Source organism: Pedobacter sp. MC2016-15, assembly GCF_026239695.1.
Classification (GTDB): Bacteria; Bacteroidota; Bacteroidia; order Sphingobacteriales; family Sphingobacteriaceae; genus Pedobacter.
The window spans coordinates 495654-508938 of record NZ_JAPIVS010000003.1; the positions used below are offsets into that span (position 1 = coordinate 495654).

Consider the following 13285-nt stretch of genomic DNA (forward strand, 5'->3'; position numbering starts at 1 on the left):
TACGCAATGAGGAACGATATAGAGTTGGACGCGATGATTGAGGATTATCTGAAAGGTAATCTTACAGCTGCTGAAGCGGAAGCTTTTGAGCAACTGAGAACTAATGACCCTGTAGTTGACCATAAGGTAGTTGCACATAAGGCTTTTCTGGAGACACTCACACAATACGGTAAAGTTTTATCCCTGAAACAGCAGATGGATAACGCACATGCACAGATAGATGTAGAAGCAATGGCTGAAAAAATGAGGCCGCATCCTTCTTTCATCGTCAATCTATGGCGTAAAAATAAGTCGGCCGTGGCTATTGCGGCATCCTTCCTGTTGCTGACTATATTTTCGGTGTACTCTATACAGCATAACAGCAAACAAAATGGCACTTATGAGGTGATGCGCCGTGAAATCACGAATATCAGAAACAATCAGAATAAACTGGTCAGGACACTGAACTCAAACGGTCCTGCACCGAAAACAAGAAAAGGACCGTCTGGTCTGGCTAAATTCGGGGGTAGTGGTTTTGCCCTGACAGCAAATGGTTACCTGTGTACCAATTACCATGTGATCAGGGATGCTGATTCTATATACGTGCAAAAGAACGGGGAGTCATTCAAGGTGAAAGTTGCGTATTTTGATGCTCAGTATGATATCGCTATTCTCAAGATCATTGATAATACTTTCACGCCTTTATCAAACCTTCCCTACAAGCTGAAAAGAAATGGCGTGGGTATGGGAGAGGATGTATATACACTTGGTTTTCCAAAGGATGATGCAGTTCTGGGTGAGGGTTATGTGAGTTCAAGAACAGGACATAACGGTGATACTACTCAGTACCAGGTATCTATTCCAATTAATCCTGGAAATAGTGGTGGAGCAGTATTTGATAACTATGGTAATATCGTAGGTATGATCACAGCTAAAGAAAATCAGGTTGAAGGTGCTGCATTTGCAGTGAAATCAAAACATATTCTGGAAGCTTTAAACGCTATTCCTTCTGATTCTCTGGGCAGAAAAGTGGTACTGTCAAAAAAGAACCCCTTGCAGGGGCTTAACAGAACTAAACAAATTGATAAGATCCAGGACTTCGTGTATATGATCAAAGTATATAATTAGAGTTCTCCTTGTATTGAAGGCCCCTGAATTTAAGTATTCAGGGGCTTTTTTATGTACCGGTAATTCCTGATAGAAAATTGTTCAAAATCTGATCATATTGTTAATATTGTATTTGGATTAGTATTTGATCCTGTTTTGTATGGAGTTTGGAAAAGTAAGACCTGAAGACGTTCCGTCAATCAACTTTAAGTTACCTGAAGACGGGCAGCAAAATTCAAAAGTATTAAATAAAAAAAATGAGGCCACTGCAGATATCTTTATTGGCTGTGCCAAATGGAGCTTACCGGAATGGGTAGGCTTTCTTTATCCGCTTAAAACTAAAGCCGCGAATTTTCTGCCTGAGTATGCCAGGCACTTTAATTCTATTGAATTAAATGCTGCGTATTACAAGATCCCCAGTATTGAAACTGTACGGAAATGGCAGAAACAAGCTGCGGGAAATGCGAAAAACGGCTTTTTGTTTTGCCCGAAGTTCCCTGAAACGATCAGTCACCATAAGCGGTTAAAAGGAGCTGAAAGTGCTACAGATGAGTTTCTTGCCTCTGTTGTGGAGTTTGGGGAAAGTCTGGGGCCTTGCTTTCTGCAGATGAGCGATAGCTTTGGCCCTAACAGTTTAAGTACGCTCGCTGATTTTCTCCGCTCTCTGCCAGAAGACCTGAATGTGTTTACGGAGTTAAGGAATGAGGAATGGTTTTCAGATCCTTCATACCGCAAACAGGTATTTGAACTTTTCAGCAGTTTACATGATGGTGCCGTGATTACTGATGTAGCCGGCCGAAGAGATGTTTTGCATATGGAAGTAACTATTCCCGAGGTTTTTATCAGGTTCATTGGCAACGGGGCAGCCTTCAGGGAGGCCGATTATGCACGGATTGATGCCTGGGCAGAGCGTATCAAAACCTGGCAGGACAGGGGGCTGAAAAAGGTCTATTTCTTTTTGCACCAGCATGACGAGCTTGAATCTGTTCGTCTGGCTGCTCATACAGTAAAATCCTTCAATCAAACATTGGGAAGTCAAATTCCGGAAATACAGTTGCAGCCCAGCTTATTTATTTGACATCAGCGAAATATCTACTATATTAGTAGTCTTATAAGCGGTGTCACCGGTTTTGGGAGTCAATAATTGTGTTTGCCAACTGAATTGTTGCTGCTTTTGAATAGGTCGCCTGTAAGTTAAATAAATAATATCCAGGTATTTTAAATTAAATAAGAAGACTATGAGTATCAGAATCGGAGATGTTGCTCCAAATTTTAAAGCTAAAACTTCAATTGGTGATGTTGATTTTTACGAGTTCCTGGGCGACGGCTGGGGAGTACTTTTTTCACATCCTGCAGATTATACCCCGGTTTGTACTACTGAGCTTGGGCGTACAGCACAACTTAAAAGCGAGTTCGAAAAGCGAAATGTAAAAGTGATCGCTGTAAGTGTAGACCCTGTTGAATCACATCAGTCATGGATCAGCGATATCAATGAAACACAAAATACCACTGTAGAATTCCCTATCATCGCTGATGAAGACAGGACTGTTTCTAATCTTTATGATATGATTCATCCGAATGCCTCTGAAACGCAGACAGTACGATCGGTATTCGTGATTTCGCCAGATAAAAAGGTGAAACTTATCATTGTATATCCAGCTTCAGTAGGTAGAAATTTCAATGAAATTCTGAGGGTAATAGATTCACTTCAGCTGACTGCTGAATACACTGTGGCTACACCGGCAGATTGGCAGGATGGTGACGATGTAATCGTAATGAACAGCATCAAGACAGAAGATATACCGGACAAATTTCCCAAAGGTCACAAAGTTATTAAACCTTACCTCAGAACCACCCCGCAACCGAACAAATAATTTTTAAAACTTATTGATTTTCTTTAAGTTTGATATAGCTGAGAACTATAAAGAAATATTAATTTATACATTGGAATTTTATGAGTAACGGAAAAGTTAAGTGGTTTAATAAACAGAAGGGGTACGGTTTTATTGTCTACGATGGCAACAAAGATATTTTTGTTCATTTTAAAGACGTCCTGGGAGGAATTGACAGCCTCCAGGAGAACGACGAAGTTGAGTTTGACGTAGCCGAAGGAAAAAAAGGATTACAGGCAGTAAAGGTGAAAAAAGTCTGATTTACTTTTAACTCTAACAATAAAGCTTTCCGGGGCAGGGAAGCTTTATTGTTAGTAATGCTGCTGGATACTGCATTTTAGTATGATTTTGCCCCCATGCGCTGACTGGCTGAAGATCATAAATTGTGTGTCATCAGGTTTGATCTGGTATTTTTCTACCAGACTGGCTGCCTTCTCAGGATAGTTTCTTACGATTACATTCCCCCGCAGATTTTTTTCTTTCTTAACTGCTGCCGCAGATAGTACCTCCTCAATTTTAAATATCCTGCCGGGAAATGCATTATTCATCTCATCAGACAGATATAACTGAGTTTGAGCATGGAATTTCTTCAGTCCATATCTCTCCGCAATAAGATTAAATGCACTACTTTTTAACAGAGCTACATCAGGTTCATATAAATACTGTCCTTTTTCAGGAGTACTGCTGATTACCACTGGCCCATCATCACCGATCGAAAATTCGAAGTGCTTCTGAGTGGTATTTAAGGTGGTACACACGATTTGTACAGGACCTGTATATTCCTTCTCCAGTATCCAGATCAGTTCCTTGCACTCATTTTTAACGCTCACAATGTGAATGGCTGCTACCTGTCTTAATTCCTTAAGCCCGGCACTGATATCTAAAAGGGGGGCTGTTTTAATCAGCAGGCGGTTCGTGTGATCCAGCAACAGGTCCAGATTACTGACAACGTCTGGGGTGCAGTCTTTTAGCATAAAAACTTTTCCAGCACTGCTTCTTCTTGCAGGATCTATGTAGATGGTTGCAAATCTCTCCTCATGTTCTCTCAGGTATGCAATGCCATCGGCAGCAATAAAGTTGGTATGTTCCTGTTCAAGAAGAGGCGCGTTATATTTGGCAATTGCTGATAGTTCCTCATTGATCTCGCAATGAACAACTGCCTCGTTTACTTTTGAAAAATAATAACTGTCAACACCGAAACCACCAGTGAGGTCAATCAAGCGGCCGCCCTTGCTCAATCCGGCTTTGTAAGCCGCGGTGAGCTCAGAAGAACATTGTTCTACAGACAAAAGCGGGGGGTAGTAAATACCTTTTGTAGCAAACCAGGCAGGAAGTTTTTTTGCAGACTTTTTCATGGCTGCAATCTGGGCCGACAACTCCTGTCCGGAAATACCGGGAAAAGGACTTTTTGCCATTGCAATCTTATGCACATCGGCATGCAGATGCTCCCGGATGTAATCCTGAACTTCGCTATCAGTAATAAGCTTATTCAAGGGCTGATTTATCTTTCATCACCATCTGGCAGGTGTGACGGCTCTTTACCTCCAGCAAAATCTCTTTATTGGTACTCACCCTGTTGATCGTATCCTGGTTGTAATATCGGATAGTGACTAATTCAAGCCCCTTGTTGTATTTTACTTTGTATAAGACCGACAGATCCGAGATCAGGTTGCTGATTTTTTCTTCGTCATTATCCACACTCACGGAAAAGCTGATCGCAGAATTAAGCATTGTATTTACTTTCACCTTGTGCTGGTGGAAAAGGTTAAAGATATCACTCAGGTTTTCTTCAATGATAAATGAAAAATCCTTTGGAAAGATCGAGATCAGTACCTGGTTCACCTTAAAAATAAAAGATGGTACCGGCAGCGGGCAGTTCTCACCGTTTATTTGAGTTCCCTCACCTTCAGGATGTAGGAAAGATCTCACATACAAAGGGATATTTTTGTTCTGTAAAGGTTTGATAGTTTTTGGATGAATCACTGTAGCACCGTAATACGTCAGCTCTATAGCATCGTGGTAAGACAGCTGCGGAATTTTTTCCGTCTGGTCAAACCATTTCGGATCCGCATTCAGTACGCCCGGCACATCTTTCCAGATGGTCACCGCAGTTGCATCAAGACAGGCGCTGAATATCGCTGCTGAATAATCCGATCCTTCTCTTCCAAGGGTCGTGGTGAAATTCTCGCTCGTACTGCCAATAAATCCCTGGGTAACTGCAATTCCTTTTTCCAGCACAGGTTTGAGATGTTTCTGGACTTCTGCAGAGGTTTTATCCCAGTCTACCTTTCCCTCGCGGTAAGTATTGTCTGTTTTGATAAAATTACGTGCATCAACCCAACTCACAGGCAGCCCGTTTTCTTTTAGGTAGGCAGCAACAATCTTTGTAGACAGCAGTTCGCCGATAGAAACAATCTGATCGTAAATATAATCAGGGGCGTCATTAGCCTCTTCTTCGAGCAACCATTCTATTTCAACAAAAGAATTGGCTACGTCATTATAAACGGGATGCTGATGGTCACTGAAAAGCGCCGTTATAATATCAAAATGATAAGTTTTAATATCTTCAAGCAGTTCATGCGTATTATCCTGCCCAAAAACATAAGCATTGGAAAGTTCTTCCAATTTGTTGGTTGTTTTTCCCATCGCTGAGATTACAATCAGTAGCTGAGTCTGTGCAGCCTTTTTAATAATTTCTGCCAGGTTTTTCACCGCCTGCGCATTTACAACGGAAGCACCGCCAAATTTGTATACTTCCATGTTTATTTGAAATTGATTAAAACGGAACTTTCTTTCATGATGTCATTGATTTTTGAGAAAGGCACAAGTAATTCTGTTGTACCGGCAGCGTAGGCCTTGATCTCATAAGGGTTATAAAGGAATTTGATGCCTTCTTTTGTAAGAGTAAATGTTTCAGGCAGGGTAAACACCCCCTGGTCGAAAAAATACCCCTCAGATAAACTCGCATTTGGAGCCAGATTCTCATTTCTTCTGAAAATATTTTCGCCGATAGCCCTCAGCTTTGGCATCCCATCAGCAGTAATGATCGAATCAAGGGTGATCGTCTGGTATGTTTTCGGATTATAGTTAAAATACGTGAAGAGATAATTTGGATGTGCACCGCCTTTATAATCTGAGAACACCAGCAGCACCGAGATATAGTTGGGGTAGTTAGCTTTTACCTTCATGTCCAGTTTCTGAAACCAGGTTTCTTCCGACCCTTTATTGGCTGCGATGTACGTATCGTATTCTTTGATAAATCCTGTGGTCAGCTCCTTATAACTTTTGCTCAGGCCCTGCTTTCCTGAGATACCAATCACACGGTCCTCCAGAAACTTATTCACCGTCTGGTCCTGGAAAACCGGATAAACTACTACAGCCTTTGCTGTATCAGTAACCAGTTTATTGCTAGAGACCCGGGCTTTACCATAAACTTTTACAGAATCATAGGAATAGGATAGAGAGTCGGTATCTGCCGCAGTAACTGCAGTACTTGCAGAATCAATAACCTTCTCCGTTTTCTTTTGGCTGCAGGCATACATTCCTGTAACTGCCACAAGTGCCAGTACTATTTTCTTCATCTTATAATTGTTCTTTACTGAAAGATGCATTTAACCATCCGTCTTCCAGTTGTGACTCATATTTACGGTAAAAATTCAGGGCCGGCTCATTCCAGTCGAGCACCTGCCATGACATACCATTATAATTTTTATCCCTGGCTTCTTTCATCACGCGTTCAAAAAGGAGTTTCCCTACACCCTTACCTCTGGCTGCTTCGGTAACAAGGAAGTCTTCAAGATATAAACGACAGCCCTTCCAGGTAGAGTATCTTGTGTAGTAAAGGGCAAAGCCAATAATTCCATTATCATTCTCCGCGACAAAAGCTTTCCAGACCGGCTGCTCCCCGAAGCCTGCTTCAGCAAACTCCGCAAGGGTAACAGTAACTTCTTCAGGCATTTTCTCATACACTGCCAGCTCATGAATAAGCTCGAGCAGGCGCGGGCAGTCTGCTTCTACCGCAAATCTCAATTGAATATCCATCTATGCTTTGTAATGTTTGATTTTTCTGACACCAAAAATGCTGCTTCCGATTCTGATCATGGTACTGCCTTCCTCAATTGCCAGTTTGTAATCTCCTGACATACCCATGGACAACTCTTTAAAAGAATCTTCTTTTCTGAAAAAACTCACCTTAATGCCATCAAATAATACTTTCAACTCCTGAAATTCATCTTTTGTTTGTTTCTCTTCCGCATTGTTGCTTGCTATCCCCATCAGTCCGGTGATGCGAATGTTTTTCATCGCCAGGTATTCTTCAGACCTTAACAGTTCGATAACCTCGGCATGGTCAAGTCCAAACTTGGTATCTTCGTCAGCAATATATACCTGTAGCAGACAATCGATTATACGGTTGTGCTTTGCAGCCTGCTTATTGATTTCTGTCAGCAGTTTAAGACTGTCCACCGACTGGATAAGGCTGATGAAAGGAGCAATGTATTTTACTTTGTTGGTTTGTAAATGGCCAATCATATGCCATTCGATATCTTTTGGGAGTGCCTCTGCTTTTTCTGCCAACTCCTGTACGATATTCTCCCCAAAAATACGTTGGCCTGCATTGTATGCTTCCAAAACAGCTGCCGCATCATTGAATTTTGAGACGGCGATCAATTCAACATTTTCCCCTTCTAGTTCCTTTTTATATTTTATTAAATTGTCTGCTATGCTCATTTATCAGTATTTTTGGTAAAATTAACAACCTTAGTTCAAATTGCTAAGAAAAAATAATGTTTTACGTACGATGAGAAGATTTTGTTGGGCAGGCCTGGTATTCCTGATTGCAGGGTGTAAGCCCGTAATCCCAAAGGATATTATCCAGCCGCATGATATACGTCTGGTCTTATATGATATGCATGTTGCTGATGGCTACGTCTCTACTATCCCCATCCCTGACTCAGCCAGGAAGGTGGCTGCTTCTTACTATAATGCGATCTACAAAAAATACGGTATAGATTCTGCCAAGTATACGAGGAGTATGAATTACTATTATGATCACGTGGAGTCCCTGAGTTCTATTTACAAAGACGTAACAGCAAATCTTCAGAAATCAAAAGATAGTATGGACAAGGTCCAGGCTAAGATCCTTAAGAAAGAAGAAGCTATAAAGAAGTTTAAGAAAGACAGTGCAGACAAAGCCGATCCCAAGAGGGTAATTGCCAGGGCAGATTCTCTGAAAAAAGTTAAAAAAGACAGCCTTGATAAAATAGACCTGGAGAAAAAAGCGAAAGAAATGGCTGTCAAAAAAGAAAAGAAAGACAGCGCGGAAAAAGCGAAACAGAAGAGTGTGAAGAAAGATGCTGCGCCTAAAAAGGTAATATAAAATGATATATCCCGATAATTGTTTAGATAGACTTGGCTTTAATGAAGTCAAGCAACTGATCTATAAGCACTGCCTCAGTCCGATGGGACAATATATGATCGGTAAGATGCAGGTGATGACCAAATATGATCAGATCAACAAATTTTTAAGACAGACCAAAGAATTTAAAAATATCCTGGAAAACCAGGAACCCCTGCAGATCAGCAGCTTTTTTGATATCAAATCGCTCGCAGACAAAATCAGGGTTGAAGGCACGTACCTCCTGGAAGAAGAGCTGTTCCAGATTTACCTGTCCCTGCAAACCGTTTTCTCTGTTCTTCGTTTCTTCGAGGAAAGGGCAGGAGTGTACCCTAATCTGGAGGCGCTCTTTGAACATATCCCTGTAGAGAAGAATATTCTTAAGAAAATTGAAACGGTACTGGATGCCAAAGGCAAGATTAAGCCCAATGCTTCCGCGAAGTTACAGGAGATTACTACCGATATCGCTAAGGGAGAGCAGGAAGTGCGCAAGCGTATGGACAGCATCTACAAACAGGCTGTTTCCAGCAACTGGGTTGCAGATGGCAGTCTGACCATCCGTGATGGCAGGATGTGTATCCCCATCATAGCAGACCATAAACGAAGGCTCAAAGGTTTTATCCATGATGAATCGGCCAGTGGTCAGACAGTGTATCTCGAACCGGAAGAAGTATTTACACTCAACAACAAAATCCGGGACCTGGAATTTGATAAAAGACGTGAGATCATCAGGATCTTAATTGCGCTGACGGACGATCTGAGACCCTACCAGCCACTGCTTATTTCTTATCATGGTTTCCTGACCAAGCTGGATTTTGTGAGGGCAAAAGCTTTGTTTGCCATCGAAGTGGAGGCAGATATGCCCGTATTGGTTGCAGAACCCAGGATCAGACTGATCAATGCCCGTCATCCCTTATTATATTTATCATTTAAAGAGGATAAGAAAACGGTTGTACCGCTCAATATTCACATGAATGAAAGTCTGAGGATTGTCCTGGTATCCGGACCAAATGCCGGTGGGAAGTCCGTTTGTATGAAAACGGTTGGTTTGCTGCAGCTCATGATGCAGTCGGGGCTGCTGGTTCCTGTACATGAATCAAGTGAGATGGGTATCTTCGACAATATCTTCGCCGATATCGGTGATGATCAGAGTATCGAGAGCGATTTGAGTACCTACAGTGCGCACTTGACCAAAATGCGTCATTTTGTTGCCCATGCTACCCCAAAAACGCTGGTGATGATCGATGAGTTTGGTACCGGTACTGATCCGCAGTTTGGCGGCCCCATGGCTGAGGCTGTGCTGGAAGTATTGAACAATAAGAAAGTAAGAGGTGTAATCACAACGCACTATTCCAATCTGAAACTGTTTGCCGGTAATACCGAAGGACTTGAAAATGCATCAATGCTGTTTGATAACGATAAGATGAAGCCACTCTATGTGCTGGAAATCGGTAAACCTGGTAGTTCCTACGCCTTCGAAATCGCACAGAATATCGGCCTGCAAAAAGAAGTGCTTCAGTTGGCAAGAGAGAAAACAGGTACCAATCAAAACCGTATCGACAGCCTGCTGGTCGATCTGGAGAGGGAAAAGAAACAGATTTATGATACTAAAATCAACCTGGCCAATCAGCAGAATAAAGTAAAGAACCTGGTGGCAGAAAATGAAAAGTTGCAGGTGTTCCTGGATGAGAACAGGAAAACGCTGATCAAGGAGGCTAAACTTGAAGCACAGGCAATTATCAAAAATGCCAATAAGCTGGTGGAGAATACGATTGCAGGTATCAAGGAAAACCAGGCCGATAAAGTGGCAACCAAAGAGCTGAGACAAAATCTGCAGAAAAAACTGGTTGAGCATCAGGTGAAGGAAGAGAAGAAGCCTGAAAAAGCTGTGCCGCTGAGTACGCCTATAGAGGTGGGCGACTGGGTGCAGTTACTCAATTCAGAAACTACTGGTCAGGTGCTCGAGATCAACAGGGGCAACCTCGTGCTGGCTTTAGGAGATCTGCGCTCGGTGGTGAAAAAAGACCGTGTACAAAAAATCAGCAACAAGCAGGCAAAAAAGGCAGTGCAGAGCAATTCCTTTTCAGGAAGGATTTCTGAAGCCATCAGCAGCTTCAATGCAGAGCTGGATCTGCGTGGAATGAGGGGAGAAAATGCGATACAGGAAGTCGAAAAGTATATGGATAAGTCGATCATGCTCGGTTTTCCTTTTATAAAACTGATCCATGGAAAAGGGGATGGTATACTCAGAAAACTGATTCGCGAATACCTGAAAAAATACCGGGAGGTAAACAGAGTTGAAGATGAGCATGCCGACAGAGGAGGAGACGGGATAACTTACGTGTATTTCAACTGATTAGATAAACATTTCCTGATCTGAGCTGTTGTAGTAGAAACCCTCTGCTATGAAAAAACTTTTTACTCTGATTTTCAGCTTGTTTGTATTTACGGCTTGTGAAAAAAACAAGGGCGAGGGGGGCGGAAAGGTGCTGCCTGATGCCGAAATAAAAACTGAAGTACTTACGCAATCGCTGATCTTCCCCTGGGAGCTGGTCTATGGCCCCGATAGCTATATCTGGTTTACCGAACGGGGTGGCAAGATCAGCCGTCTGAATCCCAGAAATGGGGTGATTGCGCTGGTGCACACCATTCCTGATGTAACGAGTACAGGAGAGGGTGGTTTGCTTGGGATGACTTTACATCCCGAATTTACCACCAGCCCATATGTATACGTCGTGTATGATTACCGCAATGCGGGAAACTATAGGGGCAAGGTTGTACGTTTCACTTTCAACAATGGGGTGCTGATAGAACCACTGGTGCTGCTCGACCAGATTCCTGCATCTTCTGTACACAATGGATCGCGCTTGCTGATCAGCGCCGACAAAAAGCTGCTGATCACTACAGGTGATGCCAGTGTCGCCACTAATGCACAGGATAAAAATAGTTTATCAGGTAAGATACTGCGGCTTAACCTGGACGGGACGATTCCAGAAGATAATCCCTTCCCAAATAATCCGGTCTGGAGCTTCGGACACCGTAATCCCCAGGGACTCGTGCTGGCTAATAACAAATTATATTCCTCTGAACACGGGCCTGATAATGACGATGAAGTTAACCTGATTGTGAAAGGCAAAAACTATGGCTGGCCAAATATCGAAGGCCTCTGCAATACCACTGAAGAACAGGCTTTCTGTGCGCTGAATGATGTGGCAGAGCCGCTTATAGCCTGGACACCTACAATTGCCCCTTCAGGTATGACGTATTACAATTCTGATTTATTGCCGCAGTGGAAAAATTCCCTCCTGATGGTCACCCTGAAAGGCACCAAGCTGGTACAACTAAAGCTTGACGATGCTGGTGAAAAGGTGATCGAGAGCAAAGATTTTTTCCTCAATCAGTTCGGCAGGATCAGAGCAGTATGTCAGTCGCCCGAAGGCAGAATCTATCTCGCTACCAGCAACGGATCCAATGATAAAATTATAGAGGTATCTTCAAAATAAATCTATAATTTAGTTGCCAAACCAAATATATGATCAACAAAAAAGTATCGGGGGCCGACGAGGCTATTCGCGATATCACCAACGGCAGTACGCTGATGCTTGGTGGTTTCGGACTTTGTGGTATCCCGGAAAACTGCATCGCCACACTGGTGAGCAAGGGGGTTAAGGAACTCACATGTATTTCTAATAATGCCGGGGTAGACGATTTTGGAATCGGACTGCTGCTCAAAACCAGGCAGGTCAAAAAAATGATATCCTCCTATGTAGGGGAAAATGCCGAATTTGAACGTCAGCTGCTGAGTGGCGAGCTGGAAGTAGAACTCATTCCGCAGGGAACATTAGCTACGCGATGTATGGCTGCCGGATATGGAATGCCGGCAATATTTACTCCTGCCGGAGTAGGGACCGAGGTTGCGGAGGGAAAGGAAACACGGAATTTTAATGGTAAGGATTACCTGATGGAATATGCATTTGATGCTGATTTTGCGCTGGTAAAAGCCTGGAAGGGCGATACTGCCGGGAACCTGATCTTCCGTTCTACCAGCCGAAATTTTAATCCTGTGATGGCCATGGCAGGCAGGGTCACCATTGCTGAAGTTGAAGAACTGGTGGAGCCGGGCATGCTCGACCCAGACCATATCCACACTCCCGGGGTATACGTACACCGTATTTTCCAGGGAACCGCCTATGAAAAAAGAATCGAACAACGTACCACCAGGCCACGCAGCTAAGCAATCAGATTTTTATGTTAGACAAAAATGGAATAGCGAGACGCATCGCTAAGGAAATAAAAGACGGTTATTATGTCAACCTTGGGATTGGCATTCCTACTCTTGTAGCCAATTATATCCCTGATGGAATTGATGTTGTGTTACAGTCGGAAAATGGATTACTGGGCATGGGGCCTTTCCCCTTTGAGGGGGATGAAGATCCGGATATGATCAATGCGGGTAAACAGACAATTACTACGCTGCCGGGTTCGGCAGTATTCGATTCTGCGATGAGCTTTGGAATGATCAGAAGCCAGAAGATCGACCTCACAATTCTCGGTGCCATGGAAGTTTCAGAAAATGGAGACATTGCCAACTGGAAGATACCGGGTAAAATGGTAAAGGGAATGGGAGGTGCAATGGATCTGGTAGCTTCTGCAAAGAATATCATTGTTGCTATGCAGCACATCAATAAAGCGGGGGAGAGTAAATTGCTGCCGAAATGTACATTGCCTCTGACAGGAGTAAATTGCATCAGAAAGGTAGTGAGCGAACTGGCAGTATTGGATATTTTACCTGAAGGCGGTTTCAGACTCATTGAGCGGGCGCCGGGAGTGAGTGTTGATTTTATTGTTCAATCTACTGCCGGGAAACTTTTCGCTGATGCGGATGTCAAAGAAATGGACTTAAACTGATCCC

At 43.0% G+C, this 13285-nt stretch carries 14 protein-coding genes; 9 read left to right on the top strand and 5 right to left on the bottom strand.

Annotated features, from left to right (window positions below; translation table 11 throughout):
- The first annotated feature begins 6 nt into the window (after nt 1–6).
- The 4 genes from OQY15_RS11110 (at nt 7) to OQY15_RS11125 (ending at nt 3238) form a co-directional block, all read left to right on the top strand.
- A complete protein-coding gene (locus OQY15_RS11110; protein ID WP_265791560.1) occupies nt 7–1107 on the top strand; it encodes a serine protease in 1101 nt (366 codons plus the stop codon).
- 139 nt (nt 1108–1246) lie between these two features.
- Nucleotides 1247–2164 carry a DUF72 domain-containing protein gene (locus OQY15_RS11115; protein ID WP_265791562.1) on the top strand — a complete coding sequence of 306 codons (918 nt, stop codon included), beginning with the start codon at nt 1247–1249 and terminating at the stop codon, nt 2162–2164.
- Between the two features lie 160 nt (nt 2165–2324).
- The gene (locus OQY15_RS11120; protein ID WP_265791563.1) at nt 2325–2960 is read left to right on the top strand and encodes a peroxiredoxin; all 636 of its coding nucleotides are present in this window, start codon (nt 2325–2327) and stop codon (nt 2958–2960) included.
- An 80-nt stretch (nt 2961–3040) separates the two neighbouring features.
- Nucleotides 3041–3238, top strand: a complete 198-nt coding sequence (locus OQY15_RS11125; RefSeq protein WP_265791565.1) for a cold shock domain-containing protein — start codon at nt 3041–3043, stop codon at nt 3236–3238.
- A 51-nt stretch (nt 3239–3289) separates the two neighbouring features.
- Here the strand turns inward: OQY15_RS11125 and OQY15_RS11130 are convergent, their stop codons facing one another.
- Genes OQY15_RS11130 through OQY15_RS11150 form a run of 5 tightly spaced genes read right to left on the bottom strand, consistent with a single transcriptional unit; the run spans nt 3290 to nt 7706 of the window.
- Nucleotides 3290–4471, bottom strand: coding sequence for a hypothetical protein (locus OQY15_RS11130; RefSeq protein WP_265791567.1), 1182 nt, complete (start codon nt 4469–4471; stop codon nt 3290–3292).
- Nucleotides 4464–5738 (bottom strand): aspartate kinase, encoded by a 1275-nt coding sequence (locus OQY15_RS11135; RefSeq protein WP_265791569.1) that lies wholly within the window; start codon nt 5736–5738, stop codon nt 4464–4466. The genes OQY15_RS11130 and OQY15_RS11135 overlap by 8 nt, the downstream gene beginning before the upstream one ends.
- A gap of 2 nt (nt 5739–5740) precedes the next feature.
- Nucleotides 5741–6559 (bottom strand): DUF3298 and DUF4163 domain-containing protein, encoded by an 819-nt coding sequence (locus tag OQY15_RS11140; RefSeq protein WP_265791571.1) that lies wholly within the window; start codon nt 6557–6559, stop codon nt 5741–5743.
- 1 nt (nt 6560) lies between these two features.
- The gene (locus tag OQY15_RS11145) at nt 6561–7019 is read right to left on the bottom strand and encodes a GNAT family N-acetyltransferase (RefSeq protein ID WP_265791578.1); all 459 of its coding nucleotides are present in this window, start codon (nt 7017–7019) and stop codon (nt 6561–6563) included.
- On the bottom strand, nt 7020–7706 hold the full coding sequence (locus OQY15_RS11150) for a YggS family pyridoxal phosphate-dependent enzyme (RefSeq protein WP_265791580.1): 687 nt from the start codon (nt 7704–7706) through the stop codon (nt 7020–7022).
- 70 nt (nt 7707–7776) lie between these two features.
- Here OQY15_RS11150 and OQY15_RS11155 point away from each other — a divergent pair, with 70 nt between their 5' ends.
- Genes OQY15_RS11155 through OQY15_RS11175 form a run of 5 tightly spaced genes read left to right on the top strand, consistent with a single transcriptional unit; the run spans nt 7777 to nt 13281 of the window.
- A complete protein-coding gene (locus OQY15_RS11155) occupies nt 7777–8355 on the top strand; it encodes a DUF4296 domain-containing protein (RefSeq protein ID WP_265791582.1) in 579 nt (192 codons plus the stop codon).
- Nucleotide 8356: 1 nt separating this feature from the next.
- Nucleotides 8357–10729 (top strand): endonuclease MutS2, encoded by a 2373-nt coding sequence (locus tag OQY15_RS11160; protein WP_265791584.1) that lies wholly within the window; start codon nt 8357–8359, stop codon nt 10727–10729.
- 49 nt (nt 10730–10778) lie between these two features.
- Complete coding sequence (locus OQY15_RS11165) at nt 10779–11876, top strand: PQQ-dependent sugar dehydrogenase (RefSeq protein WP_265791586.1); 1098 nt, start codon at nt 10779–10781, stop codon at nt 11874–11876.
- Nucleotides 11877–11905: 29 nt separating this feature from the next.
- On the top strand, nt 11906–12607 hold the full coding sequence (locus OQY15_RS11170; protein WP_265791589.1) for a CoA transferase subunit A: 702 nt from the start codon (nt 11906–11908) through the stop codon (nt 12605–12607).
- A 14-nt stretch (nt 12608–12621) separates the two neighbouring features.
- A complete protein-coding gene (locus tag OQY15_RS11175) occupies nt 12622–13281 on the top strand; it encodes a 3-oxoacid CoA-transferase subunit B (protein WP_265791591.1) in 660 nt (219 codons plus the stop codon).
- Nucleotides 13282–13285 lie beyond the last annotated feature (4 nt).